This window comes from Bacillus sp. FSL R5-0443 (genome assembly GCF_038608285.1).
Lineage (GTDB): Bacteria > Bacillota > Bacilli > Bacillales > Bacillaceae > Bacillus > Bacillus velezensis.
Genome location: NZ_CP152013.1, coordinates 1,192,002 through 1,212,223, shown reverse-complemented (window position 1 = coordinate 1,212,223; position 20,222 = coordinate 1,192,002). Strand labels below are relative to the sequence as shown.

Sequence of the window (20,222 nt, the reverse complement as noted above, 5' to 3'; positions counted from 1 at the left end):
TGTCCGCCTCCTTCTGCATTTATGCACACGTTAACATTCCTCCGTGTGAAAACCCGGATATTCAGACGGGCCGTTATGTGAGTTTTTTAATGGAATCTCTTATGATCACCTCGGTGTTTTCATATATTTTTTCCGCCGCCGTATCCGGGTCGGCGATTAGAGCCAAAATCTTCTCTGCGCCGAGTATGCTGATGTTTTCAACCGGGCGTTTTACTGTCGAAAGCCTCGGCGTCATGTATTGGGAAATGCCGATGTCATCAAACCCGATAACGGATATATCTTCCGGAACGTTCAGGCCTTTGGCGAAAATGGCGTTCATCGCCCCGATCGCCATATCATCGTTTGAACAAAAAACAGCCGTAGGAGGTGATTGAAGCGCCAAGAGTTTCTCCATCGCCTGACTGCCGCTTTCCATATCATAGCGGCCTTTTACACTGTATTCATGCTTAATCGGGATAGAATGATCAATTAAAGATGTCAAATAGCCTTCTTTCCGCTGAGAAGTTGACCTGAATCCTTCCTTTCCCTCAATGATCGCGATATCTCTGTGTCCGTTTGCGATCAGGCAGTCGACCGCCTGTCTGGAGCCTTCTTTATCGTTTGACAGGATATTCGTGATGCTCCGGTCATCAATGTCCCGGTTCAGCACGACAAGCGGGATGTTTTTCTCGCGGATATGATAAATAAATGAATTATCACTGTCGCTTTGGCTCATTAAAATGATTCCGTCATATCTCATGGGCGTAATGGTTTCAAAGCTTTTCAGGTCGTCAATCGCGCGGACGAACAAATTGTATTCCTCACTGATTGTGCGGTTTACACCTTTGATGGTATCGGAAAAAAAGCTGTGTGAGGTTCCGTTTGTGATGCTTGTAAAAAACAGCCCGATCGTATGGGACTTTTGCATGGCAAGGCTTTTTGCATTTACATTCGGTGTGTAATTCAGCTGTGAAGCGAGCTCTAATATTTTCTGTTTTGTATGCTCTTTAATGTAGGGGCTGCCGTTAAGTGCCCGGGATACGGTTGTGTGGGATACGTTGGCGAGTTTTGCGATATCTTTTATGGTTACCATCGTTTTTCCTTTCTTTCTGTATGCTGGCATTTATTTCTATTGTACCATTAACGGACAGTCCATAAAATCACAAAAGTTAAGGTTTTGCATGATGTAAGTCCTGAACGAGCTCGGCATGCTGCCGGTCCGTCAGTTTATACATTAAACCGATAATCAGCATGGCGCACGCTAAAGCGAAAGCCGGGTACAGCAGCAGAAGCCCTTTAATCCCGATTAACGTGCCTTTTGTCTGAGATGCATTCGGGATATAGCCAATAACGCTCAGCCCGATGCCTGAAAGAAAACCTGATAAAGATTGGGCGAGTTTTCTGGAGAAGTTGAAAAGCGAATATGTCGTCGCCTCCTTCCGTTCACCCGTCTTCCATTCTCCGTAATCAATAATGTCCGACACGAGCGCCCACGTAATGCCGTTTGGTATGCTGATCCCGATAAAAGCAATGCTCGCTAACGCCGTAAAGATAAATACGTTTGACGGCAGACAGAAATTCAGCGCATCAGCCGCGGCGCTGACGGCAAAACCGATCATCACCGTTTGCTTTTTTCCGAAACGTTTGACGAGTTTCGGCATAAACAAAACACCTAAAAATGAAGAACCGATGATGATAAAACTCATGTAGGACATCAGCTCCGCATTGTTGAGATTGTACTGGGCGAAGTAAACAAGCATAGCGGATTTAATGTTGTATGCCGATATTGAGAAAATCGTCATGAAAACGACGGTCAGAAGCGGTTTGTTGCCGATAAAGCATTTGAAAACCGACATGACGGAAAGCTTTTCTTTCGGCGCTTCACGGACGATAATTCTTTCTTTGCAGTTTCGGTAGCAGATCATAAATCCCGCGATTCCGATTACGGCCATCATTCCCATGACTGCCGGGTAGCCGATGTGAGCGTTATCAAAATGAACAAGAATCGGGATGACGATGACACTTGTAATGAGCAGCGCGCCGAGGGAGCCTATCTGGCGGAATGCGGAAAGCGCCGTTCTGTCCTCCGCATCCTGTGTAATGGCCGCGCCGAGGGAGCCGTACGGAATATTGACGAAAGAATAAGCGACCCCCCACAGCATGTAAGAAGCATAGGCGTACACAAGCTTCCAGGTGACGCTCACGTCCGGTGACACAAAAATCAATACGGTCATGACCGCAAGAATAATACTTCCGAATAATAAGTACGGCCTGAATTTCCCCCGGGGTCCGATCTTTTTTCTATAGTCAATGGCCGAGCCGACAATCGGATCAGTCAAAGCCGCAAACAGCTTGCTGACCAAAAAAATACTGCCGGCGAACGCTGCCGGAATGCCTGCGACATCTGTGAAAAACTTCAGCAAATAGATCTGCCCGAGATCAAACATAAATCCGTTCCCAAAATCTCCAAAACCATAGGATACTTTTTCTTTCAGACTCAGCTTATGCTCCTTCACTTTTGCGGCAGGTGCTGTCACGACAGGCACATTACTCATAGGCCACCTCTTTCATTCCATTTTTAAAAGCGGAAATATTCCTCAGCATTCCGGTAACAAATTCCCTCGACAATCTTTCCTAAAAGCTCCATATCGTAAGGCGCTTCGCCTTGTTCCGCCCAGCCGCCGATCAGCGTGCAGACAAGCCGCCTGAAGTATTCATGGCGGGGATAGGACAGGAAACTTCTTGAATCCGTCAGCATCCCGATAAAACGGCTGAACAGGCCTATGTTCGATAACGCTTTCATTTGCTGGAGCATTCCATCTTTCGTGTCATTGAACCACCAGGCTGTGCCGAATTGAATTTTCCCCGGTGTTTTCCCATCCTGAAAGCTGTTGATCATGCTGGCGATAATATAGTTGTCATTCGGATTCAAAGAATACAAAATCGTTTTAGGCAATTGCCGCTTTTTTTCGGCGGAATCTAACAGCCGGGCAAGCGGTTTTGCGATACGTTCATCATTAATTGAGTCATATCCCGTATCAGGACCGAGGCTGCTGAACTTATTTGTATTGGTATTTCTTAACGCGTTTATATGGAACTGCATCGCCCAGTCCAGTTCGGCGTAAAGACCGCAAAGATATTGCAGCGTCCGTGTTCTGAATTTCTTTTCATCTTCAAAAGACACATGCTCTCCGCTTAATCCGGCTGCAAAAATCCGGGCCGCTTCCTCTTCGGTCGTCTCGGCATAAACCATTTGATCTAACGCATGATCCGACACTCTTCCCCCGGCATTGTGAAAAAAGCGGACGCGGGATTCTAACGCATCTAAATACGATTGGTAGGTGGTGACAGCCATTCCGGAAGCGCTCTCCAGCGAACGGACCCAATCGGCAAAACCCGGGCTGCTGATGTCCAGTCCTTTGTCAGGCCGAAATCCGGGCAGCACTTGAACCGGAAAATCACTTTCTTTCAACAGTTCGTGGTATGTCAGCGCATCGGCAGGATCGTCGGTTGTGCAAATGACTTTGACATTTGATTTCAGAATGAGATCCCTTGCGCCAAACCCGTCTCCCTGCAGGAGCTCATTCGTTTTTTTCCAAATTGCCGCGGCCGTTTTTTCATTCAATACGTCATAAATGCCGAACCAGCGCTGCAGCTCTAAATGCGTCCAGCTGTACAGCGGATTGCCTATCGCCATCGGCACCGTTTTTGCCCAGGCGAAAAACTTCTCTTCATCTGAAGCGTTTCCGGTAATGCAGCGCTCTTCAATGCCGTTGGCCCTCATGATCCGCCACTTGTAGTGGTCACCGTAAAGCCATGCCTCCGTAATCGTTGCGAAGGTTTTATTTTCATAGATTTCCTTTGGGCTTAAGTGACAGTGATAATCAATGATCGGCATGTTTTCGGCGTATTCCCTGTACAGCTTTACGGCCGTTGTACTATCCAGTAAAAAATCATCACCCATAAAAGCTTTCACACTTTCATCCTCCCTCTTAAAAATGTTAACGTTAACAAAATGGTTCTTTTTTATTTTAGCTTCCTCTTTCTCACATATCAATCATTTTTATTTTATTTTTCAGAAAATTGTATCCGTTAACATTTTCATACAAAAAAAGACACTGCCGAGAAAGTCCGGCAATGTCTTCTGTGTGATTTTAAGGATTAGTAAGCGAGGCTGAATAATCCTTTGATATGTGTTAAATAACGTACGTTACTTGCTTCTTTCATTAAAGATGCCGGAAGACCTTTCAGCGGAGTAGAGTTCGCTCCGATGATGGCAACCGCGTCTTTACGTCCGAGGCTTGCAAGCGTACCAGAGTTTACAGGCTTGAATGTTTCAAGCGTTTTTCCTTCTAAGTAAGCGAACAGGTTGTAACCGACAAGTTCACCCATCTGCCAAGCGATTTGCGCTGTCGGCGGGTACGGACGGCCGTCCGGCGCAAAGTATACAGCGCTGTCTCCGACAACGAATACATCTTCATGAGAAGTAGATTGTAAGAAATCGTTAACCGTCGCACGGCCGCGGTTCACTTCAAGGCCGGATTCGCCGACTAACGGGTTGCCTTGTACGCCGCCTGTCCATACAAATGTGTTGGCAACGACTTTTGAACCGTCTTTCAGATCAATAACGTTTCCTTCAACATTTGTAACAGGAAGACCTGTTAAGAACTCAACGCCGCGTTTTTCAAGACTTTTTGTCGCGCGTTCGATAAGGTCATCAGGAAGAACAGGAAGAATTTTCGGACCTGCTTCTACTAATTTCAGTTTGATTGCTTTCGGATCTACGCCGTATTTTTTCGTAAGGTTCGGCATGATGTCAGCAAGCTCACCGACAAGCTCAACGCCTGTTAAGCCGCCGCCGCCGATAAGGATTGTTGCATCAGCTTCGTTTTTCGTTTTAGCGTATTCACGCACACGGTCTTCCACGTGTTTGTATACTTTGTTGGCATCAGCCGCAGATTTCAGCACCATGCTGTTTTCTTCGAGTCCAGGAATGCCGAAATAAGCCGTAACAGAACCAAGTCCGACAACAAGCGCGTCATAAGTCAGCTTAGAACCGTCAGAAAGGGCAACTTCTTTCTTATCAACTGAGAAAGAATTGACTTCTGCGATTTTAATGTCGACGTCTTTTCCTTTCAGAAGTTTTTCAAGCGGCATAGCAACAGCCTGTTCAGACACGTTGCCCGCTGCAAGGCGGTGCAGTTCCGTAATGATTTGGTGAGTCGGGTATTTGTTCACAACGGTTACGCGTGCTTCATCTTTACTGTAATGTTTGCGAACGGTTAAAGCAGAAAGAACTCCGCCGTAACCAGCGCCTAAAATGACAATATGTTTTGACATCGTATATCCTCCGTCCTTTATATCAATTTGAATCTGAGATTATTTTTGTTTTTCGTTCATGATTTCAAGATAGCTGTTAGCAAAACGGAACAGCTTTTGAGCTTGAGGATCTTTCAGCATGCGCAGCAGGCCGAAAAGTCCGATCGTTTCATTGCTTGCATCCGCGCGGTCTTTTGCTTCGATCGCAGTAGCCGCCACTTCTTTCGCTGTTTCTTTCACCGGCTCAAGAATTTCTGTAAGCGCACCCACTGTATCGCTCTTCAATACTTCGTCTGTCGCTACAGACTGTGCAAAATCATAAGACTTCGTTAAAATATTTACTAACTCAGTCAGTTTTGGAAGCTGATCCACTAAAACAGTCAGTGATTCTTGAACTTCAGGTTTTAGCAGCTGATCAATAAGATCGCGTTGGCCTTGGCTGACAGATGCATTTGTTTGATCGATTGTTTCTGGCATATCCGATTCTCCTTTACTATAAGCAGTATGCTGATTTTTTTGGAAAGGGTAGCCTTTCCCCCTTCATGCAGAAAAGCATGAAAAAGCAAGATTGTGAATTCATGCACAATCATTTACAAAAATAAATGTTTACTACCCAGTTTTTCACTTTGCCATATCCAGTATTATTTTTATATCAACAAAAACAATTGAATAAGTCAAAATTTCTTTTTCCTCTCTGAAAATAGCAAACATAAAAAACCCCAATTTGATTTACTCTTATATAATAACACTTTTTGAACAAAATTTGAACGTGAATTGTTTCGTTTATGAAATTATTTATATGGCGGGGGTGTAATAACGTTTCTTTTAGGCTATTTTTTTACAGACCATCCGCTTTTCCCCTGTCATTTTTCCCACAATTTTAATAGCGGGCCCGTTTTTCCCGTAAAGGGGTCGCATTCCGGGAGGGGGACACGGCTGGTTTCTTCTGAAGTTCTATCATTTTTCTCCGTTTTTGTATCGTACTGCCGGCCGCCCGGATAAGCCCCGATCACGGTAAAATCAAAACTGCCCGACAGTTTTTTATGTCCGGTGCCGGCCGGAATGACCGCTGCGTCCCCCGTTTGAAGAACGGCATCCGCTCCTTGTTCCCCGCCGAACCTCAAAACCGCGTTTCCTTTTACCGCGACAAGAACTTCGTGCGTGGTGCTGTGAAAATGGTGATACGGAAATACTCCGCCCGTCCAGCTGTTCGACCAATCGTGCCGGCTGAGGACGGACTCTGCTTTCTGCACCGTTTCTTCATTAAATACCGCTTTATAAATAACAAGCGGAAGATTCGGGTTATTCGGAATGCGGCCGTCATCTTCAAAATAAAGCACTTGAATATCCTCTTTCTGCATTGTTTTCACCTCCGTATATGTCTGTTTCCCATTCATCATTTGTTAAAACGCTATTTTCTCATATTCCATTGCGAAGCCTGCCAGTGAATAGTATAGTATAAAAAAATATGTGTAAAAATGAGGGATTTAATGAAAGCCATCGTGATCGGAATATTGGCATCTCTGTTTTTTGCAGTCACATTTATTTTAAACAGGGCGATGGAGCTTTCCGGCGGAAGCTGGATGTGGAGCTCTTCCCTGCGTTTTCTTTTTATGGTTCCGTTTTTATTTTTGATCGTTTATGCGAAAGGAAAATGGGCGCCGCTCTGGCATGAAATCCGGAAAAAACCGTTTTTTTGGCTGAAGTGGAGTTTTACCGGGTTCGTGCTTTTTTATGCCCCGATTACGTTTGCGGCGGCATATGGGCCGGGCTGGCTGATCGCCGGCACGTGGCAGATTACAATTGTCGCGGGTGTGCTTCTGTCGCCGTTTTTCTACGAAACAAAACATTCACCGGCGGGCCCGGTTTCCGCCAGACAAAAGATCCCGCTGATTTCGCTGGTTACTTCCGTCATCATCCTGATCGGAGCCGGTCTGATTCAGCTTCAGCATGCGGGTTCTCTGTCCGGCCGCACGATACTATTCAGCGTGGTGCCGGTCGTCATCGCCGCTTTTGCCTATCCGCTCGGCAACCGCAAAATGCTGGAACAATACGGCGGAAAACTCGATACGTTTCAGCGGGTGCTCGGCATGACGCTCGCAAGCCTTCCGTTTTGGCTTTTGATCGCCGCTTTCGGCTGGCATAGAGACGGGCTTCCGTCAATGGGACAGTCATTCCAATCCTTTATCGTCGCACTCAGCTCTGGCGTTATCGCAACAGTATTATTTTTCCGCGCCACCGATATGGTGAGGAATGAGCCGCAGAAGCTCGCTGCTGTTGAAGCGACGCAGTCCGGAGAGGTTCTTTTTGCACTGATCGGCGAAATCGTCTTTTTATCCGCGGCGTTTCCGTCACTTCTTTCATTTGCCGGACTGTTCATTATTATTGCGGGAATGGTCATGCATACATTCGCTTCCCGGCAGACAGACCAGAAAACGGCTGAGCAAACGTCAGCCAATCTCACCGGTTCCTGATTTTTTTACGAAAGGTGTCCTCCTGTATGAAAGAAGAAATTCCGGCAATATCTTTTCTGTCAGCCGGCAAACGCTTTGAACAAAACAATACGTCCTTTGATGTCCTAAGCCGTGTAACCGGACATATTCAAAAAGATTCTATCACGGCGTTGATAGGCCCTTCCGGCGCGGGAAAAAGCACATTGCTGTCACTGTGCAATCTGATGAATACACCTGATGAAGGGGAAGTGCTTGTATTCGGAAAAGAAATAAGACACTGGGACATCAGAGAGCTCAGAAAAACCGCGGGCCTTGCATTTCAATCAGCTCCCGTCCTCGAGGGAACGGTGCGGGACAACCTTCTGCTCGCAGAAAAACTCCACGGGGCACAGCACTATACGCCTGAAGAGCTCGCAGATTTTACAGACCTTCCGCGCGTGCTTCTGGATCGGAATGCAAAAGAATTATCCGGAGGTCAGCGGCAGAAGCTCTCATTAGCGCGAACTCTCGCCGGACTGCCGTCCATCCTGCTGCTGGATGAAATCACCTCGGCGCTGGACCCGTCATCCGTTCTCATCATTGAGAAACTGATTACGAAACTCCATCGGCAAAAACAGCTGACGGTCCTGTGGATCACCCATAACCTTGAACAAGCGGAACGATTATCCGATACGGTATGGTTTATGGCTGAGGGTCGGCTTTTAGAGACCGCGGAAACGAAAACGTTCTTTAAGGAACCGAAACACGAAAAGGCCCGGGCGCTTTTACAAGGGAGCGGGCGCTGATATGAATGATCTTTCTCTGTTATTGACAAGTATATTTGTCATTATCGCTTTATTCCTGTCTAAATCTTTTAAAGCCGGCGTCGAAAAGGATATGATCGTCGCAACCGTCAGGGCCGTCATTCAGCTTCTCATCATCGGCTATGTGCTGTCATTGATTTTTCGCGGTGATCACCCGATATTTATCATATTAATGGTGCTTCTCATGCTCACGGCCGCTTCGCACAATGTCGCCAAACGGAAAAAAATGCGGATCGGCTCATTTTGGCGCGTTTTTCTGACACTGGCGATCGCGGAAACCGTGACGCAGGGACTTTTACTGACCCTTCACATCATTCCGTTCACTTCAAGATATGTCATTCCGATAAGCGGCATGGTCATCGGAAACTCCATGGTGCTCTCAAGCCTGTTTTTAAGCAGGCTCAGTTCGGAAGCAGACCTGCGGAAAGAAGAAATCCAGCTGATTCTCTCTCTCGGAGGAACGCCTAAGCAGGCCGTCCGGCAGATATTGACGTCCAGTATGAAGCTCAGTATGATCCCGACGCTTGAAAGCCAGAAAACATTGGGTCTCGTTCAGCTTCCCGGCATGATGACGGGGCAGATTTTAGCGGGGGCTGATCCGATACAGGCGGTGCGCTTTCAGCTGCTGATCGTTTTTACAACGATGGCCTCCGCTCTTCTTACATGTATCATACTCAGCGCCTTGACATATCCTTCCCTTTTCACGGAACACTGGCAATTAAAAAAATTCAGCAGGGAAGCGTAGGCTTTTTTCCCTGCTGAATGATGGTTTATGACAAGGTCAGAGATTCATAGTAACGGGATAATTCAATAATCATCGCTCCCATCCGCTCAATGTCCGGAGCAAGGACCCTCTTTACCCCTTCATCCCGGATCGCTTCAGCCGTCACTTTGCCGACTGCGGCGGCAAGCACTTGTTTTTCGAATGCCTGCTGCAATTCTTTTGTGGATCCTTTTTCTTTTGCATAATCAAAGAGAGAGCGCACTTGAATGGCTGTTGTAAAACATACGGCATCGACCTCTCCGTTTAACAGCTCTCCCAGCAGTTTATCAACCGTCTCCCTTTCAGGCGGAATATGCTGATACGGCAGAACAGGGAATACCTCCGCTCCGTTTTTCTCAAGGAACTGCGTTAAGACCGGCGCTTTTTCGCCATGAAGCTGTATCATGACTTTTTTATCTTTAAAGTCAAATCGTTCCAAGGAGCGGATCAGCCCTCTTGTTGTACCGTCTTCATCTGAGGCATGCGGCGTGATGCCGAGCTTTTTTAAGGCCGCATATGTTTTATAGCCTCTGCAGCCGATTTTCGCTTCATGAACGGCCGCTAAAAATTCTTCTTTCAGACCGATTTTTTCCGATACCGACAATAACGTTTCCGTACCGATGCCTGTGGTGAATATTACCCAGTCGGCTTTTTGCCCGGCAAATGTTCTTACGTCGGGTTCAATTTGATCCTCCGCCAGGTATACGGTTCCTTGGAGGGAACGGACGACCGCCGTTCCGCCCTGCTTTTCTATTAATCTTGTGATCTCTTCTGTTTTCCGCGAACCGCCGATGGCAATCCGTTTCCCGTTCAATCCTTTTCCCATCGCTGTTTTCTTCTTCCCTTCAGATGCCGGGCGCCCTATGGCAGGCCGTCATTTATTTCTATTATTGTTACGCAATCAGCCGGGAAAATCAAGCTATGCTCCCGTTGAATCCCCCGTGCAGTTGCTGTATCATTAACCGGGCAGAACGATTTGATTCGCGGAGGGATTTTCAATCATGGAAACAAAAAAAGAGTTCGAGACAAAAGGATACGATACTTCGGTCATTTATGAGTTCAATGAATATCCTGATGTTCACAGCGGCCGATGTGACAATTGCGACTACACGCTGTTTAAAAGCTCAGTGAAGGGCGGAAAATTTTTGAGGGAATGCCGGAGATGCGGCATGAAGAAAAACATATAACAAAACAGGCAGCCGTCTTCCGGTGCGCTGCCTGTTTCTCAATCAATTTTCGACGGCCGCCTTTTTCAAAAATTCTTCAATGGCGCAAACAGCCTGTTTGGGGCCGCCGGTTTCTTCTATTTTCTGCTGCATGCTTTTCACGCGGCTGAGGATGTTTTTATCGCCGTATACGTTTTGAACGTCTTTTTGCAAACGGGCCACAGTGACTTCTTTCGGCGGCAGATGCACGCCAAGCCCCAATTCATCCACACGCTTTGCGGTAACCTCTTGTTCGTGCATTTGCGGAACGACAACGAGCGGGACACCCGCATTCATCGCCTCCATTGTACTGTTCATCCCGCCGTGAGATACGAACAGCTTTGCTTTCTCCAGCACATCAAGCTGAGGAACGTGCTGGCGGATGATAAAGTGATCGGGGACATCCGAAAAACTTTCCGGATCAATTGTTGTGCCGACTGACATAATAACCCGCCAGTCCGAGTCCCGAAACGCGTCAATACACATCTGGTAAAATTCAGGCCAGGCGTTAAACGCCGTTCCCAGTGAGATGAGCATAAGCGGACGGTCATCGGCTGCATCAATTTCCAGACTTCCCGTATTTGTGCGTTCTCCAAGAGACGGACCCGCAAAACAGAATCGTTCATCAAAGGTTTCCTGTTTCGGCTGAAAGGCCCTTGGCATAAAGACAATATTCAGTTTTTCAGGCATGAAAAATTCTTCCATTGTCATCCGTTTCAATTGTTCATTTTCAATCTGCTCCTGGTATTCTTCTATCGCCTGTTTGGCCGCTTCCAGTGTTTCTTCGTCTCTTCCTAATTGAAAATACTCATTCATTGCATAGCTCGGGCAGAACTTTACGGCCGGGATGCCGCCATTATCCGCAAACAATTTTCCGGCAAGAGCTAAAAAATCAAACAGGACGATGTCAGGAAGGTCGTCTTTGTACAGCTCTTCCAGCTGCGGAAGCACTTCAACCGCTTCTTCCAGAAACATCACAAACGCGTCATTTTTATTTACCCGTTCTTTTATCGTCTCCGGGTCCGCCTTTATGCTTGTGCGGTATAAAACGGGAATGGCGCCCGTTTTGGCAACGGAAGCTTCGAATTCCTCAGTCGTAGCGAATGTCACTTTATACCCGCGATTGACAAGTTCCTCGGCTACAGGCAGCGTGGGATTGACATGACCGTGAGCGGCCACATTAATAATGGCGATATGTGTTTTTCTCATCTTTTTTCTTCTCCCTTATTTTCGTTTATCTCCGCTTCTAAAGACTCCAGCCCGTACATGACACTGTTTCGGATCGGCTCAATCCGGATCGGCTCAAGGTGTGAAAAGGCTTTTACAATTCCTTTCAGCGCCACTTCCGCTTCAAGTCTGGCAAGCGGAGCGCCTAAGCAGAAGTGTACGCCGAATCCGAAGGAAAGGTGCGGATTCGATTGGCGATGAATATCAAATACGCCCGCCTTCTCAAATTTGTTTTCATCACGGTTGGCAGATGCAACGTAGCAGAGAACGACCTCCCCGCTTTTCAAGCGGCGTCCGCGCAGTTCAGTGTCGTGCCGGACCGTCCTTCTGACAAACGGAGCGGGAGCGCGAAAACGCAGCGTTTCTTCCACCGTTTGCGCGATGAGAGAAGGGTCCTGTCTCAGCTCTTCATAAAGGCCGGGCGTCTCTAATATGCTGTAAACCGCATTTGAAATGAGATTAGTCGTTGTTTCATTTCCCGCCACTAAAAGCAGGTTGCAAAACGGGATCAGATCTTCTGCCGTGAGCTTCTCTCCCTCTTCTTCCTCTTTTATCAAAATAGAAATAATGTCTTGGCCGGGCTGTTTTCGTTTGCTTTCTATTATTTCCGCAAAAAACGCCGCCAGCTCCGCCTCACATTGGTCACGTTCCTGCTGATTTTTCTCCGCCGCTTCAGGACTCGCATCTTTCGGCATGCTGACGAGAATGTCCGACCATTTTTTAAACTGATCCATACGTTCGGACGGAACGCCTAATAATTCTGAAATCACCATGACCGGCAAAGGGTAAGAGAGATCTTTAACGATATCAATCCGCCCTTTGTTCTTTGCCTGTTTCAGGAGATGATCGGTAATGTCTTTAATTCTCGGCTCCCATTCCTTCAAGACGCGGGGAGTGAAAGCGCGATTGACGGCGGATCTGATTTGGGTATGCTTCGGCGGGTCCATATTCAGCATGGACTTTGCAATCGAGCTTTTCACATCAGTCATGAGGCTTGAGAACGTCTCTTTATCACTGATGACTTTTTTGACATCATCGTATAAAAACACACTCCAAACCTTCGTTTCTTCATCAAAGTGTATAGGGCTTTCCCGTCTCATTTTTTCGTACCAAGGAAAAGGGTTGTATACGTCCAGGCCGTTTTTTCCTTTCATCAGGGTTCTTTGGATGGCTTGTCTCGTGCTCCTCAGCTTACTCATGTTTCATCACTCCTGATTGTTTCATATTTGAATAGTTGACGTACCTTGAATTTTATCCTAGCACATATTTTCAATTTTTTTCTATTCATAACCTTAACTATTAACATAACACAACAAAAGTCATGAATCCGGAGGTGAAATTTCTCCCAAGAAAACAGCAGAAGCGCACAAAAAACCCGAGCCTTCGGCCAGGCTCGGGAGATATGTTCACTCATTCGTCTGCGGTTTCTGGTGCTGCTTTTGGTCTTCAGGGGGCTGCGTATTTCTTTCCATATCGTCCGTATCAGCGCCCATGCCTTTCAGGAAAGAAAACAGCAGAGTGACGGCCTTGTTGATTTCCGGGTCTTTTAAAGCGCGGACGATATCAAAATACCCGGTCTTCCTGCCGCTGTCTTTTTCCTCGACGGCCTTTGTGACCCCCGCATTGATTTTAACGATAAACGGCTCAAGCTGTTTTACATCGAGCATGCCGAGAACGCCGCTTAACAACAGGAGATTTTTCAGCATATTGGCCGTTTCCGGAGTATTCGCCTTCTTCACGAGGATATCCATCACTTTGTCTCCCTGGCCGAAGAGCCCGCGCAGAAGCGCCAAAACGCCGCGCTCGTTCATGTGCTGAAGAATATGCAGAGATTCCAAAATCGCGTCTTTATTTCGTAAAAGAGCCGTCTCGATCTCTTCTAAGTCCTTTTTTCGTTTGTCTTCTTCTGTGACGGTCTGTTTTCGGATGCCGCTGATTGCTTTAGCCATTTTGCTGTTTCCCCCTTTTTACGGCGTCTCCCGGGAATACATAATCTTTACGCGCCCATTTCCGATCAACCCGGACACCGATCTGCGGCTGCGGGTTTCCGTAACGGAAATTGATTTTCGGAAGCGGATTAACGCCTTCTTTTTTCAAAATCTCCATCTTCGCTGATGTTTCTTTATAAGCCGGTGTATCGGTATCCTTATCGGCATAGCTGCTTGTCAAAAGGTTAATGGCGGCGTCTTTTGAATCGTTCATCGGAAGATAGACTTGTTTGCCTTTTACCCTGTCTGTGATGACGCATTTGACTTTCACATTTCCGTACGGTGATGTCAGACGGACAAGCGTTCCGTCTTCCAGCCCTCTTTCTTCGGCGAGTTCGGGCGAGACCTCAAGGAACACACTCGGTGTTTTTTCGGATATTCCTTTTGATCGGTAAGTCAGATTCCCTTCGTGAAAATGCTCGAGCAGCCGCCCATTATTCACATGGATATCATATTCTTCACCAAATTCTTTCGGCTCGGTCCACTGAACGGGATATAGAATCGCTTTGCCGTCTGAAAACGGGAACTTATCCGTAAATAAAAGCGGTGAATCGGTTCCGTCCGCTGCAACCGGCCATTGCAGTGAATTGTAGCCTTCGAGACGTTCGTAAGTGACGCCTGCGTAGAGCGGCGAAAGCATCGCCGCTTCTTCCATAATGTCTGCCGGATGTTCATAGTGCCAATCAGCGCCCAGACGGTTGGCGATGTCCGTAATGATCTGCCAATCAGGCTTTGAATCGCCCAGCGGTTCAAACACTTTGTAAAGGCGCTGCACCCTCCGTTCCGTATTCGTAAACGTCCCTTCTTTTTCAAGGCTCGGGCTTGCCGGAAGCACGACATCGGCGAACTCGGCCGTACGCGAAAGAAAGATATCCTGCACAACGAAGAAATCAAGCTTTTCAAATGCGGCATGAACATGGTTAATATTGGAGTCGACAAGCCCCATTTCTTCTCCTTTTAAGTACATGGACTTCAGTTTTCCTGAGTGGATGCCTTCGATCATTTCATGATTTGTCATTCCGATTTCTTTCGGCAAGTCTGTTCCCCAGCCCTGCTCATACTTTTTGCGGGCTTTTTCATCCGTTACTTTTTCATAACCGGGGAAGCTGTCAGGCATACTGCCGAAATCACTGGCTCCCTGCACGTTATTATGGCCCCGAAGCGGATATGAGCCTGCGCCGGGCTTGCCGTAATTTCCGGTCACAAGAAGCATGTTGGAAATGGCCGTGCTCGTATCACTTCCTCCGATATGCTGGGTGACACCCATCGCCCACAGTGCGCACACGCTGCCGGCTTCATGAATCATCCGGGCCACTTTGATTAGGGTATCCTTGTCCACACCGGTATGTTTTTCCGCATATTCCATTGTATAAGGTTCAAGGCTTTTCACAAATTCATCTAATCCGTTCACTCTCTCCTTCAGAAATGCAGTATCCGCCAAATCGTGATCAAGCAGATATTTCGATACGGCATTCAGCCAGACAATATCTGATCCGGCACGCGGCTGGAAAAACACATCGGAGCGCTCGGCCATTTCATGTTTTCGCAAGTCAGCGACAACGAGCTTCTGTCCGTGCAGTTTATGAGAACGTTTAATGCGTGTGGACAGGACGGGGTGAGACTCAGACGTATTTGAGCCGATAATCAGCACGAGCTCAGCTTTTTCTATATCTGTAATCGACCCTGAATCACCGCCGTATCCGACCGTTCTGAACAATCCGGCCGTGGCGGGAGACTGGCAGTAGCGTGAGCAGTTGTCGACATTATTTGTGCCGATGACGGCTCTCGCAAGCTTCTGCATCACGTATGATTCTTCATTCGTGCATTTGGAAGATGTGATAAAGGCAAGTGCGTCCGGGCCGAAATGTTCTTTTATATCGGTAAATTTATCAGCGATCAGCTGCAGCGCTTCATCCCATTCCGCCTCCCGAAACGAGTCTCCTTCCCGGATAAGCGGTTTGGTAAGGCGCTTTTCACTATTGACGAAATCCCAGCCGAATTTCCCTTTCACACACGTCGAAATGCCATTTGCTGGCGCCTCGGCCTGAGGCTCGACCTTTAAAATGTCTCTTCCTTTTGTCCATATATCAAAACTGCATCCGACACCGCAGTAAGTGCATACGGTTTTCGTTTTTTTGATTCTTTCATCCCGCATGGCCGATTCCATGTCCGATATGGCCAAAATCGATCCGTACCCGGTTTCGACCCCTTTTGTGATGTCAATCATCGGCCGAAGCGTCTCTTGGTTAATGCCTGTTAAATACCCCGCTTCGCCTTCCATGCCTTTTTCCATCATGGCATTGCACGGACATACCGTCGAGCAATGTCCGCAGGAAACACATGATGATTCATTGATCGGCACATCCTGATCCCAAATGACCCGCGGGCGTTTCCGCTCCCAATCAATGCTTAACGTTTCGGTTACCTGTACGTCCTGACAGGCTTCGACGCAGCGTCCGCACAAAATGCACTGGTCGGGATCATATCGGTAAAACGGATTTGATTCATCTTTAGGATACGGTTTTTGATCGAACGGAATGCTTTGATGATTGATTTTCATTTCCTTTACGGTATTATGTACTTCGCAGCTCCCATTGTTGTAATCACAGACCGTGCAGTACAATTCATGGTTGTGCAAAATGTTGTCCATGCCGATAATCTGCGCTTTTTTCACATCGGACGAAAGCGTATCAATGACATCTCCGTCCTTTATTTGCGCGGAACACGAACGCACCAGTTCCCCGTTAACATTGACGATACAGGTATCGCACGTTTCAATCGGCCCGAGACTCGGATGATAACACACGTGCGGCACGTCAATTGAACTATTGTTCAAAAGCTGCAAAACGGTTTGGCCGTCCGGCGCTTCCATTTCAACCCCATTGATTGTAACTTTCTTTGTACCAGCCATTTTCTTTTCCCCTTTCTGTACCCCTCTATACATCCTCTATGATTCCCAGCCGGCCTTTCACTAAAACATCTCGTTTATCTCAGGAAACATACGGGTATGAGCGGTAAAAAGGAGGCGTTCACATATGTTGAAGAAAAAAACACTCGCCACGGGATTATCGGCAGTGATGCTCACGGGATGCGCATTCGGCGCAGAAGCATTTTCGGTTATACAGCCCGTCCATGCCGCAGCCGCTTCAAAAACGGAAAATCAACGTGCACTAGAACTGGTGTACAGCCTTTACCAATCGGCGTTTAAAGGGGAAATGCCGCAAAATGTGAGAGGCCTGAAAATCAACCAAAGCACAAGACAGGACGTTTACGATAAAATCGGCGAGCCGGAACAAAAAGCAGACAGCCGCAATCCATTTGATTTATACAGCTGGAACATGGGAAACCCCGGTTATGGATTTTCCTATCATAAAAACGGAAAAATCTCGGAAATACGCTATTTCGGAACAGGGGTTGAGCGGCGCTTAAACCTCGGCAGCGTCACACCTGACGTCTTAAGCAAACAAATCGGCAGCGCTGACAAAATCCTGACAGTGCCAAAAACGGGCGAAACAGATTACGTCTACCATACGGGGCAGTATGAGCTCCGCTTCGTCATCGGCAGTGATCAAAAAGCAGACCATGTCAACCTAAAAGCCAGATAACGCAAAAAAAGCGGCCTCCCGGGCCGTTTTTTCATAGACAGCTTTTCCGTCGTTCCTTACAATACATGGGAGTACAAAAAAAGGGGAACAGTGTGAAGTGAATAGACATCCATTGACATACGGAATATGTACCGTTTTTATCATCGCCCTCGGTTTGCTGTCCAGAACCGCATACATCACCGCCCTATTGCCCGGCATCATAAACGCTTATTTAGGAGATGCCTTGTGGGCGGCAATGATTTTTACAGGATTCGGGCTTTTGTTTCGGCACATACGGACGGAAACAGCCGCATTTTTGAGCCTCTCGTTTTGCTGTCTGATTGAATGCAGCCAGCTGTATCACGCGCCTTGGATTGACGCAATCAGAAGCAGCACGCTCGGCGGGCTGCTCCTCGGCTGGCAATTTGTCTGGAGTGACATTTTCGCCTATACCCTCGGGGTATGCGCTGCCGCATTTTTAGAATGGGCCGTAAAAAGAAACCGCCAGTCCCCTTCATAATCGGAGCATGCCGCCGATATGAAGGGATAAGGAGGTGGAAGCTATGGATATCCCTGCGTTATCAATCGCTATGCACCAAGCATCTCTGGCGCAGAATGTAAATATCGCTTTAACAAAAACGGTCATGCAGCATGCACAGGCTACGGCGGAAGAAACAGTGAAAATGCTGCCGTCCCAGCACCCGACTGCCGGACATTCAATTGATGTGAAAGTGTAAAAAAAGATGCCGGATGATAACCGGCGTCTTTTTTTGCCCGTTGTACGTACACCATACCTGGCATACAGGAATAAGGTAAACGGAACCAACATTTGAAAAGGAGGTTTTCCTCTTGTACGATCCTTTCTACCATGAAGACACAGCCGAGAGCCACGAACGGGTGCCTTATCATTATCCGCGGCCGCCTTATTATTACCCCAGACCATATCCATACTACCCGCGGCCGCCTTATTATTTCCCCAGACCGTATCCATACTATCCGCGGCCGTATATCCCGTTCTATCCTTGGTATTAATGTTTTAAAAGAAATGACCGCAGACAGGAGGCTTCCCCTGTCTGCTATTCAACTTTGACCGACAGAATATACGGGAGAGCTTGAACTTTTTCCATTACTGCCGCTTTCCCGCTTTTGCTTTTCACCCTTCCCTTCACTTCAAGCACCGCCTTATTCAATTCATAGGACGTAATAAGAATTCCTTTTTCCTCAAGAGAAGTTAAAATATCATGCATGACGGCTTTCTCCTCAATCCTGAAACTGACAGACAAAGAATGCGCCGCCGGTTTAAACAGAAAATTTAACAGTTCAAGCCCGATTAACGCCAAAATCGTGCCGCTGATGCCGATGACATACATACCTGCCCCGATCGTCAGCCCGATGCCCGACGTAGCCCAAATCCCCGCGGCCGTCGTAAGCCCCCGCACGACATGCCGCTGCAAAATAATCGTGCCGGCTCCTAAAAATCCGACGCCGCTGACGACCTGCGCAGCCACCCGGCTCGGATCAAAGGACGTATGGCTGTTGGATAACAAATCAAAAAAGCCGTATTTGGAAACGATCATCATCAAGGCGCTGCCGACGGCCACTAAAAAATGCGTCCTCAAACCGGCTTCCTTCGCCCTGAATTCTCTCTCCAATCCAATAAGAGCCCCAAGCAGACCCGCAACCGCCAGACGAATCACAAAATCAAGTTCCATCCGTCTCTCTCCTTTCCTTATCTTCTTACCCGCTTTTTATCCCCCGTATCTTTTTCTTTCAGCACAAGACTGCCCTGCTGAAAAAAACTGCATTTGAATATATACTTTGGTTCTTTATCATATTGTCAGCGCTCTTATTTATATGCGGAAGGTATTAAGCTGGCGTTTCCAAAATAAAGGAAATAACTTATTGAGAGTATATGAAACAAGTTTATTCGTTGAAGCTGCGGCCGCTTGTCTCTTCCAATCTTCTAAAAACAGAACGAATGCCGCTCCCTCATGCTCAAAAATTGCTTTCAATCCGCAAAAATATATCGTAATATAAGATATAATCTTAATAAACGATAGAAGGTGGATGATGATGTCAAACGAAATCATGCGATTAAATGACCTCTGGACAGATATTTACTACCGGCTCCGTTATCAGCACCATGAAAAAATTACTCACCAAGGTGTACGGATTCTGCAAGTCATTCAAAAAGAGAAGGCAGTCGGAATAAAAGACATTGCCGAAGCGATTCAAGTATCACATAATACCGCTTCGGAACATATAAAGCGGTTACTGCAGAAAAAGTACGTTTATAAAACCAGAAGTGTTGAGGATGAGCGGAAAGTCATTTTAAAACTTACCAGTTTGGGGGCGGATGTCCTTTACCGGCATTCCGGGCTCGATGAAGAAAAGCTTAAACAGCTTCTTATTGACAGCATGAATAATGAAGAAAGAACACTTGTCCTAAAAGCATTCAGTTTGATGAAGGAGCGTGCTGAAGATGTTTACGATCGTTAAAATCATTGTCTCCGCTGCTATTATTGGGATTATCACTGAAATATCAAGAAGAAGCCCGAGTTATGGAGGTATAATAGCGGCTTTACCAATTGTCAGTATGCTGAGCATGGTTTGGCTGTACATCCAAGGCGAACCGAAGGAGACATTAAGTCATTTTGCATTCAGCGTGGCTTCCGGCATCCCCTCCACAGTCATTATGCTGGTCATTATCGGCATCGCCCTTCGCCATTCACTGTCTTTCATTGCCGCATCAGGGCTTGGACTTACAGGATGGCTGGTTTTCTTGTATGCTCAGGATTTTATCGTAAAACATATAAACAGTCAGCAATAAGCTCCTTAGCGCTTCTTTGTAAATACGAGGAATTAAAAAAAACAGGGATACCCCTGTCTTAAAAGTGACTC

21 protein-coding genes are annotated in these 20,222 nt (G+C 47.0%); 9 read left to right on the top strand and 12 right to left on the bottom strand.

The annotated features are described in order from the left end of the window. Positions 1 to 73: 73 nt before the first annotated feature. The 6 genes from NYE28_RS06275 to NYE28_RS06250 all read right to left on the bottom strand — a co-directional run bounded on the left by NYE28_RS06275 (position 74) and on the right by NYE28_RS06250 (position 6,659). On the bottom strand, positions 74 to 1,072 hold the full coding sequence (locus NYE28_RS06275; protein WP_025284595.1) for a LacI family DNA-binding transcriptional regulator: 999 nt from the start codon (positions 1,070 to 1,072) through the stop codon (positions 74 to 76). 76 nt (positions 1,073 to 1,148) lie between these two features. After that, positions 1,149 to 2,534: an MFS transporter gene (locus tag NYE28_RS06270; protein WP_025284594.1), complete on the bottom strand. Its 1,386-nt coding sequence runs from the start codon at positions 2,532 to 2,534 to the stop codon at positions 1,149 to 1,151. A 23-nt stretch (positions 2,535 to 2,557) separates the two neighbouring features. Beyond that, positions 2,558 to 3,955, bottom strand: a complete 1,398-nt coding sequence (gene uxaC, locus NYE28_RS06265) for a glucuronate isomerase (RefSeq protein ID WP_094031660.1) — start codon at positions 3,953 to 3,955, stop codon at positions 2,558 to 2,560. A gap of 185 nt (positions 3,956 to 4,140) precedes the next feature. After that, on the bottom strand, positions 4,141 to 5,319 hold the full coding sequence (locus NYE28_RS06260; RefSeq protein WP_012117352.1) for an NAD(P)/FAD-dependent oxidoreductase: 1,179 nt from the start codon (positions 5,317 to 5,319) through the stop codon (positions 4,141 to 4,143). Between the two features lie 39 nt (positions 5,320 to 5,358). After that, positions 5,359 to 5,775 carry a DUF1641 domain-containing protein gene (locus NYE28_RS06255; protein WP_003154908.1) on the bottom strand — a complete coding sequence of 139 codons (417 nt, stop codon included), beginning with the start codon at positions 5,773 to 5,775 and terminating at the stop codon, positions 5,359 to 5,361. Positions 5,776 to 6,161: 386 nt separating this feature from the next. Then, positions 6,162 to 6,659 carry a cupin domain-containing protein gene (locus NYE28_RS06250; RefSeq protein WP_060561819.1) on the bottom strand — a complete coding sequence of 166 codons (498 nt, stop codon included), beginning with the start codon at positions 6,657 to 6,659 and terminating at the stop codon, positions 6,162 to 6,164. Positions 6,660 to 6,788: 129 nt separating this feature from the next. Between NYE28_RS06250 and NYE28_RS06245 the strand changes: the two genes are divergently transcribed. The 3 genes from NYE28_RS06245 to fetB are packed head-to-tail and all read left to right on the top strand — an operon-like array spanning position 6,789 to position 9,299. Beyond that, a complete protein-coding gene (locus NYE28_RS06245; RefSeq protein ID WP_032871245.1) occupies positions 6,789 to 7,772 on the top strand; it encodes a multidrug resistance efflux transporter family protein in 984 nt (327 codons plus the stop codon). Between the two features lie 26 nt (positions 7,773 to 7,798). Continuing rightward, positions 7,799 to 8,536: an ATP-binding cassette domain-containing protein gene (locus tag NYE28_RS06240; protein WP_085341908.1), complete on the top strand. Its 738-nt coding sequence runs from the start codon at positions 7,799 to 7,801 to the stop codon at positions 8,534 to 8,536. A gap of 1 nt (position 8,537) precedes the next feature. Next, positions 8,538 to 9,299, top strand: a complete 762-nt coding sequence (fetB, locus tag NYE28_RS06235) for an iron export ABC transporter permease subunit FetB (RefSeq protein WP_003154915.1) — start codon at positions 8,538 to 8,540, stop codon at positions 9,297 to 9,299. Positions 9,300 to 9,324: 25 nt separating this feature from the next. Here fetB and NYE28_RS06230 read toward each other — a convergent pair whose 3' ends face one another. Then, a complete protein-coding gene (locus NYE28_RS06230; RefSeq protein ID WP_025284589.1) occupies positions 9,325 to 10,143 on the bottom strand; it encodes a uroporphyrinogen-III synthase in 819 nt (272 codons plus the stop codon). Positions 10,144 to 10,318: 175 nt separating this feature from the next. Here NYE28_RS06230 and NYE28_RS06225 point away from each other — a divergent pair, with 175 nt between their 5' ends. Then, positions 10,319 to 10,504: a hypothetical protein gene (locus NYE28_RS06225; RefSeq protein WP_003154919.1), complete on the top strand. Its 186-nt coding sequence runs from the start codon at positions 10,319 to 10,321 to the stop codon at positions 10,502 to 10,504. Positions 10,505 to 10,546: 42 nt separating this feature from the next. On the opposite strand, the gene NYE28_RS06220 is transcribed toward NYE28_RS06225, so the two are convergent. The 4 genes from NYE28_RS06220 to fdhF form a co-directional block, all read right to left on the bottom strand. Continuing rightward, positions 10,547 to 11,731: a macrolide family glycosyltransferase gene (locus tag NYE28_RS06220; protein WP_025284588.1), complete on the bottom strand. Its 1,185-nt coding sequence runs from the start codon at positions 11,729 to 11,731 to the stop codon at positions 10,547 to 10,549. Then, positions 11,728 to 12,948, bottom strand: coding sequence for a cytochrome P450 (locus NYE28_RS06215; protein WP_284646875.1), 1,221 nt, complete (start codon positions 12,946 to 12,948; stop codon positions 11,728 to 11,730). Before NYE28_RS06215 ends, NYE28_RS06220 begins: the two co-directional genes overlap by 4 nt. Positions 12,949 to 13,155: 207 nt before the next feature. After that, entirely contained in the window at positions 13,156 to 13,698 is a 543-nt protein-coding gene (locus NYE28_RS06210; RefSeq protein WP_012117344.1) for a DUF1641 domain-containing protein, read from the bottom strand. Beyond that, on the bottom strand, positions 13,691 to 16,648 hold the full coding sequence (fdhF, locus tag NYE28_RS06205; RefSeq protein ID WP_076423932.1) for a formate dehydrogenase subunit alpha: 2,958 nt from the start codon (positions 16,646 to 16,648) through the stop codon (positions 13,691 to 13,693). Before fdhF ends, NYE28_RS06210 begins: the two co-directional genes overlap by 8 nt. 124 nt (positions 16,649 to 16,772) lie before the next feature. Here fdhF and NYE28_RS06200 point away from each other — a divergent pair, with 124 nt between their 5' ends. The 3 genes from NYE28_RS06200 to NYE28_RS06190 all read left to right on the top strand — a co-directional run bounded on the left by NYE28_RS06200 (position 16,773) and on the right by NYE28_RS06190 (position 18,058). Beyond that, positions 16,773 to 17,342 carry a YjgB family protein gene (locus tag NYE28_RS06200; RefSeq protein WP_136396283.1) on the top strand — a complete coding sequence of 190 codons (570 nt, stop codon included), beginning with the start codon at positions 16,773 to 16,775 and terminating at the stop codon, positions 17,340 to 17,342. Positions 17,343 to 17,439: 97 nt separating this feature from the next. After that, complete coding sequence (locus NYE28_RS06195; RefSeq protein WP_136396282.1) at positions 17,440 to 17,841, top strand: DUF2809 domain-containing protein; 402 nt, start codon at positions 17,440 to 17,442, stop codon at positions 17,839 to 17,841. A 43-nt stretch (positions 17,842 to 17,884) separates the two neighbouring features. Continuing rightward, the gene (locus NYE28_RS06190) at positions 17,885 to 18,058 is read left to right on the top strand and encodes a YjfB family protein (RefSeq protein ID WP_136396281.1); all 174 of its coding nucleotides are present in this window, start codon (positions 17,885 to 17,887) and stop codon (positions 18,056 to 18,058) included. A gap of 339 nt (positions 18,059 to 18,397) precedes the next feature. Here NYE28_RS06190 and NYE28_RS06185 read toward each other — a convergent pair whose 3' ends face one another. Continuing rightward, positions 18,398 to 19,033 (bottom strand): MgtC/SapB family protein, encoded by a 636-nt coding sequence (locus tag NYE28_RS06185; protein ID WP_007407316.1) that lies wholly within the window; start codon positions 19,031 to 19,033, stop codon positions 18,398 to 18,400. Between the two features lie 361 nt (positions 19,034 to 19,394). Between NYE28_RS06185 and NYE28_RS06180 the strand changes: the two genes are divergently transcribed. Further along, positions 19,395 to 19,820, top strand: coding sequence for a MarR family transcriptional regulator (locus tag NYE28_RS06180; protein ID WP_160222985.1), 426 nt, complete (start codon positions 19,395 to 19,397; stop codon positions 19,818 to 19,820). After that, a complete protein-coding gene (locus NYE28_RS06175) occupies positions 19,804 to 20,151 on the top strand; it encodes a DUF3147 family protein (protein ID WP_124934908.1) in 348 nt (115 codons plus the stop codon). The genes NYE28_RS06180 and NYE28_RS06175 overlap by 17 nt, the downstream gene beginning before the upstream one ends. Positions 20,152 to 20,222: the final 71 nt, after the last annotated feature.